Below are 19,224 nucleotides of genomic sequence, written 5' to 3' on the forward strand. Positions count from 1 at the left end.
CAATATTGCCGTAGTAACTCTATTTAAAGCTTAGGAAAAGTTATAGCTGAATTCATCATTCTCCACACCAATCTGGATTTTGCCAATCGGACGGCCCTCCATTTTTTCAATCAATATGTGTCGACTGATTTCAGGGAGCATTGTGTTGGTGAGTATAGCGTCTACCATTCTCGCACCACTCTCCACTTCGGTGCAGCGGCTGATGATCAACTTTATGACCTCATCGTCTATATTAAGCGGCACGTCATGATTCTCAAGGATACGGGATTCGATTCTACCCAGTTGCAGACGAACCACTTTAGCCAGCACTTCATCGCTTAAGGGGTAGTAGGGAATGACCACTAAACGACCCAGTAAGGCTGAAGGAAAGACTTTTTGCAATGGATCACGCAAGGCTGAGGCGATGGCACCAGGCTCAGGCATCAGTTCCGGATCTTTGCACAGATTATCGATCATCTCTGTGCCGACATTTGAAGTCAGCAAAATCAGTGTATTCTTGAAATCGATATGCCGTCCTTCGCCATCTTCCATCCAGCCCTTGTCAAAAACCTGAAAGAAGATTTCGTGGACATCAGGATGTGCTTTTTCCACCTCGTCAAGTAATACCACACTATAGGGTTTGCGGCGTACCGCTTCTGTAAGTATTCCACCTTCACCATAGCCAACATAGCCCGGAGGTGCACCTTTCAAGGTCGATACTGTGTGGGCTTCCTGGAATTCACTCATGTTGATGGTGATTACATTCTGTTCGCCACCATAGAGTGATTCAGCCAGGGTCAATCCTGTCTCCGTTTTACCCACTCCTGAGGGGCCGCAAAGCATGAAAACACCAATTGGTTTGTTGGGGTTATCCAGATTGGCCCTGGAGGTCTGCACTCTGCGAGAAATCATCTCCAGAGCGTGATCCTGACCGATGACCCGCTTGGCCAGGGTGTCGCTGAGGCTGAGAATGGTCTCGATCTCATTCTTCACCATTCTGCCCACAGGTATGCCAGTCCAGTCACCTACTACTGAGGCCACCGCCTGGGCATCAACACTGGGAAGAATTAGTGGGCTTTCACCCTGTAATTCACTGAGTTTGGACTTGAGTTGTCTGAGGCTTTGTAACAGGGTCTCGTTTGACGCTTCTGGCTCGTCTTGTATTGTCTCAGCAGTGACTTCCTGATCTTCAGTGGCTTGATCACTTCCCTCACTATCCTCTGTTGACGCTTCATCTTCGCCTTTCAGCTTTCGCTCGATGGAGAGCACCTCTTCAACCAGGGATTTTTCCTCTTCCCAGCGAGCAGTCAGTTGTTCAAGGCGTTGGCGCTCTTCAGATAGCTTTTCCTGGGTCGATTTTTCCCGCTCTTCGGTATCCAATCCGATAACGCGCTCTCTGCCGATAATCTCCAGTTCGGTCTCCAGCGCTTCGATACGACGACGACTGTCATCCACTTCAGCGGGCACTGCTGCCTGGCTGATGGCCACCCTGGCACAGGTGGTATCCAGTAAACTCACAGACTTGTCAGGTAGCTGTCGGGCAGGAATATATCGATGCGAGAGGCGTACTGAGGCGTCCAGAGCCTCATCCAGAATCTGCACCTGATGATGGCCTTCAAGGGTTGAAGCCATGCCACGCATCATCATGATAGCCCGGTCTTCGTCTGGCTCATCAACCTGCACAACCTGAAAACGACGGGTCAGTGCCGGGTCTTTTTCAATATACTTTTTGTATTCCGCCCAGGTGGTGGCGGCAACAGTTCTCAAGGTGCCTCGAGCCAGAGCGGGTTTCAGCAGATTTGCCGCATCCCCGGTTCCTGCACTGCCACCGGCACCGATCAGGGTATGGGCTTCATCGATGAAGAGAATGATCGGTTTTTCAGAGGACTGCACCTCCTCAATGACTTGCTTCAGTCGATTCTCGAACTCGCCCTTCATACTTGCACCTGCCTGCAGCAGGCCAACATCGAGTACACGCAGGCTGACCTCTTTAAGGGGAGGGGGGACATCACCTTTTGCTATCTGTAGGGCAAATCCTTCTACAACGGCTGTTTTACCCACTCCGGCCTCACCAGTGAGGATAGGATTGTTCTGACGGCGGCGCATCAGAATGTCGATAATCTGTCGAATCTCCTCGTCCCGCCCGACAATCGGGTCGATTTCACCCTTTCTGGCTCGCTCTGTAAGGTCTACTGAGAATTGTTGAAGAGCCTGCTGTTTCCCCATCTGGGCTGGTGCAATTGCATCACTGGCTTCACCAGGAGCAGCTCCGCCACCCACCTGGAATCCATCGCTTGAGCGCATCGCCTCTTCAGGTGAACCTTCCACAACTTCAGCAAAGCGTTCGGTGAGGGTCTCGACATTCAGCTTTTTAAACTGATCGGAGATTCTCAACAGGGCGTTATGCAGACTTTTGGTTTTCAAAATACCGATCATCAGGTAGCCGGTACGGACCTGGGAGTCGCCAAACATCAGCGTTCCATATACCCATCCTCTTTCTGTCGCCTCTTCGACATGTGAAGAGAGATCAGAGATGGAGGTGGAGCCACGAGGCAGGGTATCCAGTGTCTCAGTGATATCTTTTGCCAGGTGAGAGGGTTCAAGATTGAACTGCTTAATGATTTTGTGCAGATCAGAATCCTGCAATTGCAGCACTTGATGTATCCAGTGAACCAACTCTACATAGGGGTTGCCCCGCATCTTGCAGAAAACGGTTGCGCTCTCAATGGCCTTGTAGCCCAGGCTATTCAGTTTGCCAAACAGGGCGGCACGATTAATCTCGCTCATGACGGGAGACCTCTAAGTTCAAGGGGTTGTAGAAATAGATCGTCACCATCCCGTCCCAGAGGGTGTTGAGCAAGCCAGCTGGTCCAACCCAGGCGGCTCTCACCATTAAGACTTAAAGGGGGGACTTCCTGCTCTTGCAGAATCAGGTTCAGCTCCCAATCCTGTTCATCGCCGATATAGTTTTTCACAACAGCGATGAGCCGTTTCAGACTTTCACCACCAGGCAACATGCGCTGATAGTCATCAAAATTTAATGCGCCCAGTACAATGCGGAATTTCTGTTGACCCTGCCAGACCCGGTCACCAAGTATGATGCTTGTACCGAGGGTACTGATCTCCATGGATTCACCTAACCGGCAGCGGCTGTTCTCTGGAAGATCGATCCAGGTACCGATGAACTCTTCGATATGCACAGGAAGCCTGAAGAAATCCGCAATTATCGCTTCCAGGCCTTCTGCATTCCGGGTATGGCTGGCGAGGCGGCCTGAGTAGTGAAGCTTCGCCAGGTCAGGCATGGCATCCCGATCTCTCAGGTGAGGGGATCCAATACCAAACAGCGAGCCAAGATAGTTACCGAACTGGTCGTCATCTGCACGATCGAAACTGACAGTTGGTTGACTGTTCGCCCAGGCTCGATAGAAAAGGGTGAGCAGCCGATGGTGAAAATGGTCCAGAAACTCAACTTGGGTTGGATCATGGATATTGTGCAGTCGATCATGGACAAATTCAGTGAGATGCAGCGGTAGGGGGCCATTCGGACCGAACAGCCCAAAAAAATAGATCCCCAGTCTTGGTGGCTTGGTACCTTTCCCCTGTCGAAAAGAGGAGAGGGTAGAGGGCTGAAAGGCCATTGTCGGATCCTGTCCAAGCCGTATTTTATCGCGCTTTACATGACGGGACTGACTGAGTCTGGGCTCTTCCGGATAGGCACACTCCAGCCGTCGCATTGCCTGATAGAAGTCAAAGCGATAGGGCGACTGTTGCAGCCTGTCGAAGAGGCTTAGAGAGTTTTTCTCAGACCCAGCCTTACTGGCCATCTTTTGATCTCTCCCCTTTGTTGAGTGACGACTACTGTCTCAGTAAAAGAATTAATTGCAGTGTACTTCCTGAAAAACTGTTCCATCATGGCGCCAAACAGAAAAGCGCCACTACCTTCGAACGATAAATCATCGAGAGTCAATATGATCTCAAGACCATGGCCAAAAGAGATCGGGCCTGGACTTGGCAGGCGTCGATTCACCGGTTTGGATTCAATGGAGACCACACCCTCGATCTGTTTACGCATCGCTGGATCTTTGCTATCTGCATAGAGATATAGAAAATCTTTCAAGGCCGCCGTGCTCTGATCTTTGTCCTCACTGGCCATCGACAGGTAGTTGAGAGAGAGGTGGTTGATCAATCGCCAACTGATGGAACCTTGCGCTGTGGATGGTTTGGGTTTTGTAGGAGATCCAATACAACGAATCTGGTTTACCGGTGTACTGCTATCCAGGGTGAAGGCAGAGCCACCCTGACCCAAAGGTATGTGCATCGGCAAGTCACGATTTGTACATAGCGTGGTCACAGCGAGTTGTCGAAGATCACTTTGAAATGGCGCTTCATCTGCATCCACTATAGAGACAAAGATTTCACTGCCTATGTAACTGGAACGTGCGCCTTCACGCTGCTGCTTGGATGAAAGTAGCCTTGGTTGCCGATGGGTTGCAAAATATGCACGTGGCTGATCCGAGGCGATAAAGTCGTTACTGGCATAGAATGACTGAAAAGTCTGACGCTGCTCAGTGTTACTACCGAAACCGATCACACTATCAACTTCATAGACTTCATAGTCCATTGGTCGGGTGCGATCGGGCAGAATGTGATATTCAGAGTTGCTATCACTGAGGTGAATACGGTCTGCCCGTTTAGGAAACAGATTGATTGCCGGTGAACAGTTAAGCAGGAAGTTGCGCTCGCTGAGGCCACTTTCTAAATCGGGATCGCTCTCATCGAGCAGCAGGTATAGCTCCAGTTGTTGATTGTCACAATCTCTCAGAACTGTCTTGAGATCATTCAGTTCTACAAACAGGAAACGTTCGGGCAGGGCAAAGTACTCGGCCAGAAACCGGTAGCCCTGGAACGAACGCGGCCCATAATTCAACAAGGATTCATTCTCATTGAATCCCATTATTCTGACTGGAGAGGCTTGTGAGGTTGTTCGGTATGTCTCTGATTCAGGGGCACGACCTACTATCTTCAATGTGTGACCGGCCACAGCCTCGAAAGCACGCATGCCGCTATCACCACCACTGAAGAAGATGGGCAGCCGATCGAGATCGAGGTGATTGAAGGGGATATCACCAGTGGTCTTCAACCTGAGTCGAATGGCAGCTCTTGCCCCCTCCTGCTTGCCGATTCCAGCCAGTGCGATTGATGCTGGTGTGGGTAGATAGTCAACACTCTGAATCTCTATCGGCCACAGGGTAACGTCTTGAGCTGTGCGGTAGATACAGGCGGTATGACTGCCTTTGCCGATACGGCTACGCATTGTTGAGTGTCGGGGCAGAAGAAAACCATCCCACAATGAGGGTTCCAGCATATCTGCCTGAAACTGCACCACCATCATCGATGGTGTGGGGCAGAGGTAGTGAGGGAAAACCCGTTCCATCAAGTGTTGGGTGAAACGAGGAAACTCTTCATCGAGTTTGAGCTGTATTCTGGCTGCCAGAAAGCTGAAGCCTTCCAATAGGCGCTCTACATAGGGGTCTGCACACTCAAACTCGTCGAGCGAGAGGCGACTGGCGATTTTAGGGTAAGCCTGAGCAAATTCAGCCCCCATTTCACGCATAAACTGCAACTCTTGATTGTAGTATTTGAGCAGGCGCGGATCCATCGGCTTACTCCATACCCGTAGAGTAGGCGTCTGCAAGTGTGACCCCGCCTTCTTCCAGATCAATTTGGGTCTTAATCAGCAGATGTGAGGGTGTGGGTTCAGCCCAGAGTTGTCCTTCAATCTCAAACATCAGGCGGTTATGGCTCTCTTTACTGCTATCCCTTATGGAGCGTACTTTGACTGTGTGAGGCAATATACGGGGTTCAAAGTCCTGGATCGACTGACGAACCATTCTTTCAAGCTTGCTCAGATCCAGGCCGGTTACCAGATGCCCTGAGAGTTCATTCAGACCATAGTTGAGTACAGAGTGAGTGACTTCGGGATAGGCTTCCAGATCTTCAGTCGTTGCCAAATTGGTGGTATTCATCAGCCAGGCAAGGTCTCTCAGAACGCATTGCCGTAAACGACGCATTGAAATGACCCGCTTATCCGCTGACTCCTTTGTTTTTCCAGGTTCGTCATCGGTCAGCCGGTCGAGTAACGACGGCTGTAACTGTTGCTGTTGATTAGTGGACTTCAACTGAGTGGTATCTCCGCCAGATTCATCTTATTCAGTCGTGCTGTCCGTAGCGGCTTGAAACTCTATTTCTCTGGTATTGAGCAGGGGGTATTCATTTTGGTCTGTGGCCAGCATACGTTGTCCCAAGCCAATATAGAGATTATCAGCAGGTGTCAGCCACTCTGTTTTACGGGAGAGTTTCAATGCTGTATCTGTCTCCTGTTCGGTACCGGGATATCGAGCGGGTAACAGCGCAACGGCCTCCCCCTCATTCTCAAAAGTCAGATGAGCCGGTGTCCAGACCATGTCACGTAGATCCTCTGGAGCCTCTATGGAGACCTTCTTCAGACGTTGCATGGGAATCCAGTAGTAGCGTCCATTTACGATGGCCTCAAACATTGGCCCGATACGCGAGTCCGCGTCGGCTAACCAGGCAAATGGTTGCTCATCAAGCATACCCGAGCTGGTTGGCGCGAGTTCAAACGCCTGGTTGCGTAGACTCTCAGCTTGTGCATATTCCCCTTTTCCTGAAAGCCTGAGAGATTCGAGAAGAAAGGCAGTCCACTCAGGTGGATCACCAAAAATAAGTGGCGACTTTTCACCGCCAAAGACCTCTTTTCGAAATAACTCGCACTGGATCGCTTCACGGTAGGTTTGAGCCATTGGCAGGTTGAGTGGATCCAGGTCAGCTGCAACATCCAGTTGACTCAGGGCTCTCTCCCAAGCACCGACGACGCACAGTAATTGAAATAAAAATACCCGTAGTTTTGCGTTTGAGGGCTCTTTTCTTATTGCTTGTTGCAAGGCGTCGAGTGCGGCATCCAGTTCGCCTTGTTTCAATAGTTCTTCAGCTTCCATTGTACGGGCCTATATGTCGGTGCACATCCGACTTAAACCAGATCTGATCATTCTGCCAGAACCAGTTATAAGTAAGGGAAAATAACGCGTTGTAGCTCATATTTCCACCGCTTCCCCAAAGGGGAGGCGGTGGTTCTTGTTGTCGAGCAATGCAGGGGACTACTCTTGCTTGTTTTTCTCCAGACTCCAGGTTCGATCGACGGTGGAGCCAGGCTTTCCGGTATGATCGATTGGTGTGTATTCCCATTTGATCTTGCCGTAGGCGAAAGAGACAGTTTCCAACGGCTTGGTTTCATCTCCTTGACTGCCGCCAGGTGTAACGGAAGTGACGATAACATCCTCCATGGTATATTTCATGAAGGTGTGTTTGTCACCACTTGCCAGACAGCATTCAACTTCGAGCTTAGGGATATGCTCACCCTTGGCACATTTGATGTTCAGGTCTGGTGTTGCATTGTCAATGGTTTTTACGGCAATGAAGTTGTCAAAATTAGCCCGTCCACCGGTACGACCGCCAGTACCACTGGCACCAGATGTGGGCTGAGAGACACCGTGACTGTAGCTGAGTAACTCACACCACTTGCTGTGTGCATCATCAGTACTTTCACCATCCGCACCATCGATTTTCATAAAAAGATCAACGCCCATGATTTATTCCTCCAAAATGTAAATAACTTAGGTATCAGCTCGCCTTCTCTGAAGGCAGCTTGGATACTAAACGTAGAGATACCGTCAAACCTTCCAGCTGGTAATGTGGTCGCAGAAAGAATTTCGACGTGTAGTAGCCCGGATTACCTTCCACTTCTGACACAACCACTTCAGCCGCAGCCAGTGGTTTGCGTGCCTTGTCTTCTTCAGAGGCAGTCCCCGGGCTGGGTTCGACGTACTTCTGAATCCATTTATTGAGCCATTTTTCCATGTCGTCACGCTCTTTGAAGGAGCCTATCTTGTCGCGCACAATACATTTCAAATAGTGTGCGAAGCGGCAACTTGCGAACAGATAGGGCAATCGGGCAGCTAAATTTGCATTGGCTGTAGCATCTGGATCGTCATACTCCGCTGGATTTTGTAATGATTGCGCACCGATGAAGGCGGCAAAATCGGAGTTCTTACGATGCAGCAATGGCATAAAGCCATTTTTAGCCAATTCCGCCTCACGGCGGTCAGAAATGGCGATTTCGGTTGGGCACTTCATATCCACCCCGCCATCATCGGTGGGAAAAGTGTGAGTAGGCAGACCCTCAACTGCACCACCGGACTCGACACCGCGAATACGGGTGGTCCAGCCATACATTTTAAAGGCCTTGTTGATATTTACTGCCATCGCATAGGCAGAGTTTGACCAGGTATATTTATCGTGCAGAGCGCCTTCGGTGTCTTCTTCGAAGTCGAACTCCTCAACCGGATCGGTTTTTGCGCCATAGGGGAGGCGGGAGAGAAACCGTGGCATGGCCAAGCCGATGTATCTTGAATCCTCTGATTCTCTAAGAGAACGCCATGATGCGTACTCCGGTGTCTGGAAGATCTTGGTCAGATCTCTGGGATTGGATAGCTCCTGCCAGGAGTCCATCTGCATTACTGTAGGTGCAGCACCAGCAATAAATGGCGCGTGAGCTGATGCAGCCACCTGCGACATGCCGGTGAGCAACTCAACATCCGGGGGTGTATTGTCAAAGTGGTAGTCACCTACCAGGCACCCATAGGGTTCACCGCCGAACTGACCATACTCTTCTTCATAGACCTTCTTGAAGATCGGGCTTTGATCCCAGGCTGTACCCTTGAACTTCTTCAAGGTTTTACCAAGTTCCTTTTTCGAGATATTCATTACCCTGATCTTCAACATCTCATCGGTTTCGGTGTTGTTGACCAGGTGATGAAGACCGCGCCAGCTCCCTTCCAGCTTTTGAAAATCTTCATGATGGAGAATCAGGTTGACCTGTTCAGTCAGCTTCTTGTCGATCTCGGCAATGATGCCCTCGATGGTCTCAACAGCATCATCAGAGATGGTGCTGCTCTCTTTGAGTACTGTCTCAGCGAGGGTCTGCACTGCACTGACCACCGCTTCTTTGGTGCGTTCTGTCTTTGGCTTGAATTCCTGTTGCAGCAGGGCTGAAAATTCATCCGGGGCCACACTCTCAGTAGCTGCGCTGCCAGTTGCTTGTTGGGTATCTGACTCAGCCATGTTTTACTCCTCTGCCTTTGAATCGTCTGACGATGCGCCATCAGGATTGGGTGATGAGGCAAGAGATTGGAGCAGCGTCGAATCATTCAGCGCCTTGGCAATCAGCTCTTCAGCACCTGATTTACCATCCATGTAGGTCAACAGATTAGCGAGTTGGGTACGGGCATCGAGTAATTGACGCAGTGCACCAACTTTTTTGGCAACTGCTGCTGGAGAGAAGTCATCCATATTCTCGAAGGTGATATCGACATTGATATTACCCTCACCAGTCAGCGTGTTGGGAACCCTGAAGGCAGTACGGGGTTTCATGGCTTTGAGTCTTTCATCAAAATTATCCACGTCGATTTCAAGCATCTTTCGATCGGCGACAGGAGGCAGTGCCTCTTCGGGTTTACCCGAGAGGTCCGCCATAACGCCCATAATGAAGGGCAACTGGATCTGTTTTTCAGCGCCGTAGAGCTCCACGTCATACTCTATCTGTACTCTGGGGGCTCGGTTTCGGGCTACGAACTTCTGGCTGCTCTCTTTTGCCACGGTCTACCTCTCTATAATATTCTTAGTAACTTATCTGTATGGTTCTTATTTAGTGGGGCTTATGCCCAAATCCTCGATCTACCTATCCTCCTGCTTCCACAGGAAATCGAAATGGGACGATCCGCCAGGGGCAAGATCCTGAACAATTTCGTAAAAGTCCATTTTTACCAGTCTCTTCGCCCGGTCGAGTAGGAGCGGTATAGGACTGGATGGTTCGTTTTTCTCATAATATTGAGTGATGCGCTCCAACGCCTTGATCACATCATCTCGACTGCTTATGGTGCCGGGTGCACTCTTTTGAATCTGTGCTGCACCGGCATCACTCGAATCATCTGAACCCGCCTCACTATCAGTGATGGACTCCAGACCACAACGTTGGGCGACTTCATCACTTATCTGTTTCAGTAATTTGACCAGAGCGCTGAGATCGGGGGACTGATCTATACCAACCAGTTCATTGAGACGTGTTTCTATAGCTGAGACTGTCTCAGATGCTGCATTGATCAGATTCAGAGTGTTTTGATTCTCTTCATTTGCTGATTCACGGAAAGCTGCATCGATCTGGTCGAGAGAGAGCTCCTGCTGATCGCTCTCTGAAGCTTGCAGACTACCGCTTGCAATCTGAATATCCCGGTAGCTGAATTTCCCCATTACTGTTGACGCAACTACAGGGATCTTGTTGATGGCTGACAGGTAGCTAAAGGGATCGCAAATATTAATCAGCGTATTGATTCTGATCGTGGGATCATTGTTGTCATCAGGATCGAGTTGAGGATGAACACTCTCCCAATAGTTCTCCAAGTAACCTTTTATAAGTGCCAATCCATTTGACAGCCCTTCAAAGCCATCGGTATGTACCAATGCACGGGTTAAATGGATAGCAGCTCGCAGATCTTTACTTTGTCCAATAACCTGAAGTGATTTGTTTTTAAGCTCACGCCAATCCGGTTCTTCAGCAGGGATGATGGTATCACCGAACTGCTGCTCTTCTTTGCCTTCTGCAGCCCGTTCCATCTCTCCGAAAAGGGGATCGTATTCCAGGTCTGGGCCAGCCGGAGCCTCTTCAGATACAGCACTGAGCAGTTGTTCAAGGTCGAGTTTTCCGGTCAAACCTGCATCCCCCATAGGGCTATACAACAATATAGCTTTAAAAACGAAGCTGAGTTGAAGTTGAAAATATACATACCTGTCAGATACTATTCTGGTTATTTAACCCAACACATACAAACTGGTTAGGTGGACTGGTTTTGTATTGTTACCCTTTCATTGAGTAGGTTTAGCACAAAACCCTTGTACTTGATACTACACGATAAATAAGTAAACGGTAGTGAAATAGTACCATTTGAAATTGGTGATCCTCCCACCTGCTGATGACAATGAAATATAGGCGTGCATTCTCTGTTTCCTCACTACAACTCGTTGAGCTGCAGTCAAAGCTGCGGGAACCAGGGTAGCTTGATCAAATTGCTACGACGACTGCCAATGATAGGGATAAGTCCCAGCTGCAGAATTCTTTCAAGCTGTTTTTCCCTGAAGAGGTGTTCAGTGCAGGGTTGCAAATGAGTCTCACCATCCAGGCTATAGGCAAAAGCCGGGCAATCGCTCAATGAGGAGGCCTCTTGTGGATTACTCAATCTATTATATGCGGCTAATACAACAGCCAAAGCATAGGATGGAGATCCCCAAAGCAGCTCTGCAGATGACCATTCCTGAGCAAGCTCTTCGAAACTGAAGTCGTCTGTCGGGTCGTACTGTGCTCCATAGGGTAAACGCAACAGCAGTCGCGGTAGTACTAGACTGACACGATTAGCAAACTGCCCATTTTGAAAAGCAATCCATTGATCCAAGTCATCCGGTTTAGATTGATCGGAAGGGATGAATTCATCTTCTGCCCCTGCGATGAGTTGCGCATCCAGAGAAGCTGCTATCTGCCCCAGTTTATCTAAAAGCTGGAGATCCTTAGAGGAGGGGCTGATCTGTTTATCGCATATTAGAATAAACTTCTGTTCTGATGATGATCGATCACCGAAACGCGCTTGCAGAGTCTTATATAAATCTGTTTGAACAATATCCAAATCCTGTTGGGAATAAATATCCCAATCTTCAGAACGCAGATTGAGGGCATAGATATCATCAAGATCATCCAATTCGAGATTGCGAAGTAACCAATCAAGACCGCGCCAGTGAGATTCCAGTCTCTGAAATTCGGGGTGATGGAGAACTGACCTTAGTAATTCTGGAATAGATTCGTGCAGATCGGACGGTTCTTGATTCTGATCGTTCTCCCGATCTCTATTTTCCTGCAGAGAGTTATTCACCAATCGTCCGACTATCGATTCAATTTGAGCACTTTTCTCTTGGGAAATAGAGCTACTACCTGGCGTGTTGCTCAATGAACGTTCACCTAATAGTCGGGATAGAGTCTGCTGGTTCGACTCTTTGTCGTCAGCTGATGGCTGATTCTGATCTGTTATTGGTGGCTGTGGATTTTGGCTTGCTGAGTCTGGGGCGATATCCAGTAGAGACAACTTTTTATACAGCTGGTCAGGATGGAAATCTTCAAGGTTTTCGAAGGTTAGGATGAGTGGCTCCATGCACCCAGCCAAATCAATCACCAGTGAAGGGTTCAACTGGCTCAAAAAGGATTCATAGTTATCCTGATCTATACGGCGTAAAGCATTTTTTGAACTACCGAGGAGGTTGCCGCTATCCTGGGTGCCAGCAAAAGATCCCAAAACTACAAAGGTCAACTGTAGATCACCAGGCCTGCTACTGGTCTGGTTATCGCTCTGTTTTCCCAATTCTATCGAAAAGTTCAACCGTTGCGACATGTCGATTTTATCCTTTTTATCATGTTGCCGGGTTCTTAGCTGATCCTGTCACAAAGCAGAAGCGTGAAGCAAGTATTTTGTGCATGTGAAAAAGTACCTTAATGATTCCATTGACCATAGGGTCTCTGACACACATACTCTAATTCAGATAGTTACTATTAACCCGGCGACTAGGTATGTGGTCTTCAGGGTTTCAAGCCTGCCCTTGATTAAGGCGCGGCTCGCGCCCACAGGAAGTGCCCTTGGGCTGAAGACGACATACTTAGTCGCCGGGTTAATAACCATCTCGGTATATCATTTGTTGTACCGGTTGGATGCTCATGGACAACACCCTTGTGCAGGAGTTGTTCAATAGAAAGCGATTTTTTCTTTGCTATGATTAGCTAAACCGGGTAGGAGTCTTGAATGGCGTTTACACAGAGTAACCGGCAGGTACGGATAAAAACCCCGCTGGGTCCAGATGAGCTCTTGATTCTTCGTATGGAGGCTAGAGAGGAGCTAGGGCGTCTGTTTGAATTCAATATTGACCTATTGAGTGATAACGAAGAGATCGCCCACGACGATCTTCTCGGCAAGCAGATGACTGTCGAGTTGGATCTGGTGGATGGTGGGATGCGATATTTCAATGGATTCGTCAGCCAATTTACTCAGATAGGCCACATCGCCTTTTTCGCCCATTACCGAGCAACATTGCGGCCCTGGTTTTGGTTTCTGACCCGCACCTCAGACTGTCGTATCTTTCAAAACAAAAAGGTGCCCGATATTATCAAAGAGGTATTTCAAGACAACGGATTCAGTGACTTCGAAGATAATACCAGCGGCACTTACAGGGAATGGGAATATTGTGTTCAGTATAGGGAGACTGACTTTAATTTCCTCAGTCGCCTGATGGAACAAGAGGGCATCTACTACTATTTTGCCCATGTTTCAGGCAAACACACATTGGTTCTATGTGATAGTTACAGTTCACACAGTCCGCTTGAGGCCTATGCGGAAATACCCTATGTACCACCCAGTGAACAAGGCAGTACACGTTGGAAAGACTACATCCATGCCTGGAAATTTACCAAAACAGTGCAACCGGGTAGTTTTGCACACACTGACTACGATTTTACCAAGCCAAAATCGGATCTGGCGGCTATTGCCCCTCTACCCAGGAGCCACTCCCACGCAGAGTACGAGATCTTCGATTATCCTGGCGAGTATGCTGAAACGAGTGATGGTGATACTTACGCACGCCATCGCATAGAAGAGATACAAAGCGGTCATGAAGTCCTCGAAGGAGAGGCCATCGCCAGGGGTGTCTGTAGCGGTGGACTGTTTACCATGGTTGAGCATCCACGGGGTGATCAAAACCGGGAATATCTGATTACCGAAAGCAACTCTATTTTGCAATCTGACGCGTTTGAATCTGTTCCTGAGATTGCAGAAGGCCCCGTATATATCTGTGATTTTAAATGTTGTGACAGCAAGGAGAGTTTCCGCAGCGTAAGAACCACAGCCAAGCCTATAGTACAGGGTCCCCAGACTGCAGTGGTGGTCGGTAAGGCAGGCGAAGAGATCTATACCGATGAGTATGGTCGTGTGAAGTTGCAGTTTCATTGGGATCGCTATGGCGCAAGTGATGAGAACAGCTCCTGCTGGGTGAGGGTTGCCCAGGTGTGGGCTGGCAAGAACTGGGGCGCCATGCACATCCCACGCATCGGGCAGGAAGTGGTGGTTGACTTTCTCGAAGGTGATCCAGATCGTCCGATCGTAACCGGGCGTGTCTACAATGATGATCAAATGCCCCCCTATGCCTTACCTGAGAATATGACCCAATGTGGAATTAAAAGTCGCAGCAGTAAGGGGGGATCAGGCGAGAATTTCAATGAGCTACGCTTTGAAGACAAGAAGGGTAATGAGCAGCTCTACATTCACGCGGAGAAAAACCAGGATAATGTGGTTGAAAATGACGAGACCACCAGTGTTGGCCATGACCGAAGCGAAAACGTTGGGAATGATGAAACCATCAGCATAGGCAATGACCGCACAGAGACAGTTGGAAACAATGAAACTATCTCTATCGGTGTAAACCGAACAGAGCAGGTGGGCAGTAATGAAACTGTATCCATTGGCAGCAATCGCACTGTAAATATCGGCAGTAACAAGAGTGAGACTGTTGGTATCAATAAGATTGAGACCATCGGAGCAGCTAAAGCGCTTACCGTTGGCGCCGGACTTCAAGTCACTGTTGGTGCCGGAATGAACCAAACCGTAGGTGCCTCAAAGGCGATGCAAGTTGCAGCGAATCTGTCAGAGGCAATTGGCAAAGACTGCAGTGTCAGCATTGGTGAAAACAGATCAACGGCTATCGGTAAAGATGATAATCTTTCGGTAGGTAAAAACCTGGTGATTGATGCCGGTGACTCGGTGGTGATTAAAACAGGTAAGGCTTCGATTACCATGAAGAAGGATGGCACCATCTCCATAGAGGGTAAGAATATTACGGTGAAAGGTTCCGGTGTGATTAATGTTAAGGCGAGCAAGAATGTAATTATGAAGGGTAAGAAGATTCTGCAGAATTGAACTATTGCGCAGCCATGCATGGTGTGGAGAACTAAGTGTGAACGACTCAAAGATTGATAAAGTAGATGGCAATATTGAGCAACCTCAGTTACTGGATGGGGTGGTGATTGGTGTGTTGGTCGGCCTTGATCGAGACAACTATCCGCTGGTTGCCTTTCCTGGAAATCCACATGAAGATTGCGTCAGAGCCAAGACAACCCTTAATTTTTCAGAGGATGATCTGGGAAAGGAAGTGGCTCTGTTATTCGAAAATGGCAATCCACAATGTCCGATTATCATCGGAAGACTGCAGCACCCACGTCCAATCGGAGACAAACCCCAAACTTCGAGTGCAGAACTCGATGGAGAGAAATTGGTTTTTTCAGCTGATCGTGAGATTGTTCTGAAGTGTGGTAAAGCAAGTATTACCTTGACCAAGGCGGGGAAAATCATACTGAGGGGTGCATCAATATTCAGTCGTTCCTCTGGTGTAAATCGAATAAAGGGTGGGTCGGTTCAGATCAATTGAAGTCCACCAGAGATCAACAGGTCAACGCTCTATTATGATTCTCGACAACATCGTCTCTCAACATGCCGAAGAGGCAGCGTTCCTATGGTTGCTCAGAGACTCAGCGGTATCAGCCCCCCACTATCAACTGAGTGACCTGTCAGAGCTCGAGTCCCGTATCGATGCCCATCTTGATGGATTACGTGTGGCGGGGGAGGCTGGCTGGATTCATTGTGAAGCGCAGTTGAATCATGCAGAAAGTGGTGAGGTCTTTGCAGCGGCATATGTTGCACTCGATGGTGCCCTGGTTGATGGTTTGGAGAAGGTTCTGGAGGTGGTTCATGGGGAACCGGCGACCACTCGAGGATTGATATCAGCACTCGGTTGGGTAGAAAAATCCAAATTACAAGGACATGTCGTCAACTGGTTAAAATCTGATACACCACTGTTGCGGCTAATAGGTCTTAGTGCATGTGCGATACAACGGGTTGATTGTGGTGCTTATCTGATCAAGGCATTGGATGATGATGAGGCTGGTGTAAGAGCTCGTGCACTGCGATCGATTGGTGAGATCAGGCGCCAGGGGATGGACCAAGCACTGCGTGAGCATATGCATGAGGAGGATCAAGCCTGTCGTTTCTGGTCAGCCTGGTCTGGCTCAATGATGGGAGATGAAGCTGCTACTGAGCAGCTGGTTAGTTTTGCAGAAGCGGATTCGAAGTTTCTGCAACCCGCACTCGAACTGCTTATGCGTCGCATGGATAATGCCTCAGCAGTATCACTGTTGAGAAGACTGAGCCAAAACCAGACAGTTGAAAGGGCGGTGGTACAGGCAAGTGGCTATTTTGGTGACTCGGCATCAGTTCCCTGGTTGATCGAAAAAATGAATACCCCGGAACTGGCTCGGTTGGCTGGAGAAGCATGCAGTCAGATTACTGGCTTGGACCTTGCCTTCCATGATCTGGAATCGGAGCCGCCTGAAGATTTTCAGGCGGGTCCGACAGAGAATCCTGAAGATGAAGAAGTTGACCTCGATCAGGATGAGGATCTGCCATGGCCGGATATTCAAAAGCTCATGCAGTGGTGGAGTGTAAATCAGGCTGAGTTTCCAACTGGGGTTCGGAGACTGTGTGGGAAATCAGTAAAGCGGGGGCAGTGTCTTCAGATACTGCAGGATGGTTTCCAAAGACAGCGCCAGGCCGCTGCAATGGAGTTGGCTATGTTTGATCAGCAGCAGCCCCTGTTCAATACCTCTGCCACAGCGCAACGCCAGTCTGAACTTCTTGGTTAACGGGGGTGTGCTATGACGTTCTGGATACCTCTGATAATTCTTGGATTGGCAACACTCAATGGAATTCTGGCATTAAACAGTTTTAAGCAATATCAGGCGTGGAGCCACCCAGCTGTCAAGGCCCGTCTCAGGGTTGCCGGGATTATGTTTTTAGTCAGTCTGTTTCTGTTTATCTATCTCTAGAGGATTTTATGTGTGAATCACCCTCACCAGCACGAATAAACCGTCCTGTAGCCAGTGGCGCTAATCCAGATACTCCTCATGCAGGATTCTCAGCTACACAACCTGCTGGAGGGGGTGCGACCGCTCAGGGTGGACCGAGTCTATCCGGTTGGCCAAGACAACTCACATGGGATGACTTCAGGGAGGTGCAGAGCCGCCCAAGGGGCGAATCGGAAGATGCGACAATCGCTATGCAATTACGTCCCTCCCGTTTAAGGTTTGTGGTGGAGGGTGGTCAACACAGAATCGGTGATGTCGAGTTTCGCATGGTATTGAACAACGGTAATACATGGGTTGTTACGTCAGCAAAGAGCAGTGAATTATTGAATCATGAACAGGGACATTATGACATTGTTGGTCTCTGTTATCGGGACATGGTCAATGAAATCAGAGCGTTGAGAGAAAGCTCCCGTAACAGGTTGGTTCGTGCAGTGCGCAGGGTAATGGGGGCCCAAGATCAACGCGCAGATAGTCTGACAAGAACCTACGATTCCCAGGAAGAGACCAATCATGGACTAAACAGTAGCAGACAAGAGGCATGGTCTCGACAGATCCAGAGCTGTCGTTCAAGCGGTACAAGGATGACCACTCCGGCATGATTTGTACGATGAGTCAGGGTTTTCTCAAGGCATTGGTCATTCGATAGAGTCCTGGATCGGAGTCAGGTATCTCGATCACAGGCGCTATTTTATGGTAGAAGGCAGATGAGTTTGCCATGCCAACAATCGCATATCCATATCCTTTCAACCACATATCCTGCAGGCAGTGTATAGCCAAGGATCGGCCAATGCCTTTTCCTCTAGCCTCATCGACTACACCAATAGGCCCAAAGAAGCCCAATGCTGTGGCGTCATAACAGGCAAACCCGAGTAGTGAGTCATCTTGCTGAGCAATGAAGCAAGAGCAGGGGGTATTGGCCAGGGCAGATTCTATTTCACTGAGCCAAACATCTGGGAAATGCTGTTGCGCCCAGCTGATGAGCAAGCGCCTGTCAGTACCTATCGGTTTACGCAGTGTGATCTCCGGAAAGCTTTTGCTCTCTGATATCTGCTTAAAGTTCATCTCATAGAGCTTGATAAGTAGATCATTATTTGCCATATAAATCAGTCTCAGATTAGTGCTTGATTGAATGTTCGAGAAGCAGTAATTTTTAAAGCTACCTGAATTATTATTTAAGGGCAGCAGCAGTTAATAGAGGTGCCCTTAAGCCTGTTAAGGATGAGAACGTTGAGTGATCAAGGCGAAATACGAAGCGAAACCATTACGGCTGAAATTCGTATGGGAAATGAAAACATACACTTTTCTGCAGAGATATCCAACGAACCGGTGCATATCTACGATTTACTTCCGTTTTTCCAGAGTATCACCAATAAGGTAGTAGAAATTGGCATCAAGGAAGCTGAAGCACAGGGAAAAAGTATCTCCTGCCGCAAGGGTTGTGGTGCCTGCTGTTCTCAGTTGGTACCTATCAGTAGAGCTGAGGGCTTCAATCTGTTGAATCTGATAGATGCCATGCCGCCTGATCAGCAACAAACTGTGAAGGCACGTTTCAATCACAACATGACTAGCCTGAGAGAGGCGGGGATTCTGGATGTGATGGAGCAGGCCATAAACAGTAATGATCGAAAGCAGTTGAGAGAGATTGGACTTTTATACTTCAATCTCAACCTACCCTGTCCATTTTTAGAAGAACAGTCCTGTGGTATCCATCAGGATCGCCCCCTGAGTTGTCGAGAATTTCTGGTTGTCTCTGATCCTGTTCATTGTGCTGACCCGGATCCTGAAACAGTCGAGAATATGGTATTGCCGAAACGTGTATCACCTATTGTGTACGGGATGAGTCGTAAATATGAAGAGGGAGGAAGGGGTTTTTTACCGTTAACACAAATTTTGGAAAAGGCCGATGAGTTACGATCAGATCATATTTGCGAGCCTGCAACCGATCTGGTTAATCTGTTCCTACAGATTATTGCCAAGCCCTAAAAGTGCAGATGCCCGCCAGAGGCGGGCATCTGCCGGGATCAGAACTCGGTACGGAAACCGACACTGATAGTATGAGAGGTCCAGTCGCTGTGGGCGAGGATGGTACCGTAATCGATGAAGCCGACCATACC

At 48.8% G+C, this 19,224-nt stretch carries 17 protein-coding genes; 6 read left to right on the forward strand and 11 right to left on the reverse strand.

The annotated features are described in order from the left end of the window. Positions 1-30: 30 nt before the first annotated feature. The 10 genes from tssH to AC4IE7_RS08915 all read right to left on the reverse strand — a co-directional run bounded on the left by tssH (position 31) and on the right by AC4IE7_RS08915 (position 12,542). A complete protein-coding gene (gene tssH, locus AC4IE7_RS08870; RefSeq protein ID WP_490776468.1) occupies positions 31-2,766 on the reverse strand; it encodes a type VI secretion system ATPase TssH in 2,736 nt (911 codons plus the stop codon). Then, positions 2,763-3,803 carry a type VI secretion system baseplate subunit TssG gene (gene tssG / locus AC4IE7_RS08875; RefSeq protein WP_490776469.1) on the reverse strand — a complete coding sequence of 347 codons (1,041 nt, stop codon included), beginning with the start codon at positions 3,801-3,803 and terminating at the stop codon, positions 2,763-2,765. The genes tssH and tssG overlap by 4 nt, the downstream gene beginning before the upstream one ends. After that, complete coding sequence (gene tssF / locus AC4IE7_RS08880; protein ID WP_490776470.1) at positions 3,767-5,638, reverse strand: type VI secretion system baseplate subunit TssF; 1,872 nt, start codon at positions 5,636-5,638, stop codon at positions 3,767-3,769. The genes tssG and tssF overlap by 37 nt, the downstream gene beginning before the upstream one ends. Positions 5,639-5,642: 4 nt before the next feature. After that, positions 5,643-6,158 carry a type VI secretion system baseplate subunit TssE gene (tssE, locus tag AC4IE7_RS08885; protein WP_490776471.1) on the reverse strand — a complete coding sequence of 172 codons (516 nt, stop codon included), beginning with the start codon at positions 6,156-6,158 and terminating at the stop codon, positions 5,643-5,645. A gap of 27 nt (positions 6,159-6,185) precedes the next feature. Then, entirely contained in the window at positions 6,186-6,995 is an 810-nt protein-coding gene (locus tag AC4IE7_RS08890; RefSeq protein WP_490776472.1) for a type VI secretion system accessory protein TagJ, read from the reverse strand. 159 nt (positions 6,996-7,154) lie between these two features. Next, positions 7,155-7,643 (reverse strand): Hcp family type VI secretion system effector, encoded by a 489-nt coding sequence (locus tag AC4IE7_RS08895; RefSeq protein ID WP_490776473.1) that lies wholly within the window; start codon positions 7,641-7,643, stop codon positions 7,155-7,157. Positions 7,644-7,677: 34 nt separating this feature from the next. Continuing rightward, complete coding sequence (gene tssC / locus AC4IE7_RS08900; RefSeq protein WP_490776474.1) at positions 7,678-9,177, reverse strand: type VI secretion system contractile sheath large subunit; 1,500 nt, start codon at positions 9,175-9,177, stop codon at positions 7,678-7,680. Positions 9,178-9,180: 3 nt separating this feature from the next. Beyond that, a complete protein-coding gene (gene tssB, locus AC4IE7_RS08905; RefSeq protein ID WP_490776475.1) occupies positions 9,181-9,711 on the reverse strand; it encodes a type VI secretion system contractile sheath small subunit in 531 nt (176 codons plus the stop codon). Between the two features lie 78 nt (positions 9,712-9,789). Further along, the gene (gene tssA, locus AC4IE7_RS08910) at positions 9,790-10,836 is read right to left on the reverse strand and encodes a type VI secretion system protein TssA (protein ID WP_490776476.1); all 1,047 of its coding nucleotides are present in this window, start codon (positions 10,834-10,836) and stop codon (positions 9,790-9,792) included. A 305-nt stretch (positions 10,837-11,141) separates the two neighbouring features. Beyond that, positions 11,142-12,542 carry a type VI secretion system contractile sheath domain-containing protein gene (locus AC4IE7_RS08915; protein ID WP_490776477.1) on the reverse strand — a complete coding sequence of 467 codons (1,401 nt, stop codon included), beginning with the start codon at positions 12,540-12,542 and terminating at the stop codon, positions 11,142-11,144. Positions 12,543-12,947: 405 nt separating this feature from the next. On the opposite strand from AC4IE7_RS08915, the gene AC4IE7_RS08920 reads away from it, so the two are divergent. Genes AC4IE7_RS08920 through AC4IE7_RS08940 form a run of 5 tightly spaced genes read left to right on the forward strand, consistent with a single transcriptional unit; the run spans position 12,948 to position 17,709 of the window. Further along, on the forward strand, positions 12,948-15,110 hold the full coding sequence (locus AC4IE7_RS08920; RefSeq protein ID WP_490776478.1) for a type VI secretion system Vgr family protein: 2,163 nt from the start codon (positions 12,948-12,950) through the stop codon (positions 15,108-15,110). 37 nt (positions 15,111-15,147) lie between these two features. After that, positions 15,148-15,618, forward strand: a complete 471-nt coding sequence (locus AC4IE7_RS08925) for a DUF6484 domain-containing protein (RefSeq protein WP_490776479.1) — start codon at positions 15,148-15,150, stop codon at positions 15,616-15,618. A 34-nt stretch (positions 15,619-15,652) separates the two neighbouring features. After that, positions 15,653-16,888 (forward strand): TIGR02270 family protein, encoded by a 1,236-nt coding sequence (locus AC4IE7_RS08930; RefSeq protein ID WP_490776480.1) that lies wholly within the window; start codon positions 15,653-15,655, stop codon positions 16,886-16,888. A 12-nt stretch (positions 16,889-16,900) separates the two neighbouring features. Continuing rightward, entirely contained in the window at positions 16,901-17,071 is a 171-nt protein-coding gene (locus AC4IE7_RS08935; RefSeq protein WP_490776481.1) for a hypothetical protein, read from the forward strand. 8 nt (positions 17,072-17,079) lie between these two features. Next, the gene (locus AC4IE7_RS08940; RefSeq protein ID WP_490776482.1) at positions 17,080-17,709 is read left to right on the forward strand and encodes a DUF922 domain-containing protein; all 630 of its coding nucleotides are present in this window, start codon (positions 17,080-17,082) and stop codon (positions 17,707-17,709) included. 13 nt (positions 17,710-17,722) lie between these two features. Here AC4IE7_RS08940 and AC4IE7_RS08945 read toward each other — a convergent pair whose 3' ends face one another. Continuing rightward, positions 17,723-18,208: a GNAT family N-acetyltransferase gene (locus tag AC4IE7_RS08945; protein ID WP_490776483.1), complete on the reverse strand. Its 486-nt coding sequence runs from the start codon at positions 18,206-18,208 to the stop codon at positions 17,723-17,725. A gap of 129 nt (positions 18,209-18,337) precedes the next feature. On the opposite strand from AC4IE7_RS08945, the gene AC4IE7_RS08950 reads away from it, so the two are divergent. After that, positions 18,338-19,093, forward strand: a complete 756-nt coding sequence (locus tag AC4IE7_RS08950) for a YkgJ family cysteine cluster protein (protein ID WP_490776484.1) — start codon at positions 18,338-18,340, stop codon at positions 19,091-19,093. Positions 19,094-19,224 lie beyond the last annotated feature (131 nt).

The organism is Candidatus Thiodiazotropha sp. AKAK3, assembly GCF_058244645.1.

Bases quoted from the DNA above. Each gene is read 5' to 3' on its own strand.
- tssH (WP_490776468.1), bottom strand. From the start codon at position 2,766: ATGAGCGAGATTAATCGTGCCGCCCTGTTTGGCAAACTGAATAGCCTG.
- tssG (WP_490776469.1), bottom strand. From the start codon at position 3,803: ATGGCCAGTAAGGCTGGGTCTGAGAAAAACTCTCTAAGCCTCTTCGAC.
- tssF (WP_490776470.1), bottom strand. From the start codon at position 5,638: ATGGATCCGCGCCTGCTCAAATACTACAATCAAGAGTTGCAGTTTATG.
- AC4IE7_RS08890 (WP_490776472.1), bottom strand. From the start codon at position 6,995: ATGGAAGCTGAAGAACTATTGAAACAAGGCGAACTGGATGCCGCACTC.
- AC4IE7_RS08895 (WP_490776473.1), bottom strand. From the start codon at position 7,643: ATGGGCGTTGATCTTTTTATGAAAATCGATGGTGCGGATGGTGAAAGT.
- tssC (WP_490776474.1), bottom strand. From the start codon at position 9,177: ATGGCTGAGTCAGATACCCAACAAGCAACTGGCAGCGCAGCTACTGAG.
- tssA (WP_490776476.1), bottom strand. From the start codon at position 10,836: ATGGGGGATGCAGGTTTGACCGGAAAACTCGACCTTGAACAACTGCTC.
- AC4IE7_RS08915 (WP_490776477.1), bottom strand. From the start codon at position 12,542: ATGTCGCAACGGTTGAACTTTTCGATAGAATTGGGAAAACAGAGCGAT.
- AC4IE7_RS08920 (WP_490776478.1), top strand. From the start codon at position 12,948: ATGGCGTTTACACAGAGTAACCGGCAGGTACGGATAAAAACCCCGCTG.
- AC4IE7_RS08930 (WP_490776480.1), top strand. From the start codon at position 15,653: ATGATTCTCGACAACATCGTCTCTCAACATGCCGAAGAGGCAGCGTTC.
- AC4IE7_RS08935 (WP_490776481.1), top strand. From the start codon at position 16,901: ATGACGTTCTGGATACCTCTGATAATTCTTGGATTGGCAACACTCAAT.
- AC4IE7_RS08940 (WP_490776482.1), top strand. From the start codon at position 17,080: ATGTGTGAATCACCCTCACCAGCACGAATAAACCGTCCTGTAGCCAGT.
- AC4IE7_RS08945 (WP_490776483.1), bottom strand. From the start codon at position 18,208: ATGGCAAATAATGATCTACTTATCAAGCTCTATGAGATGAACTTTAAG.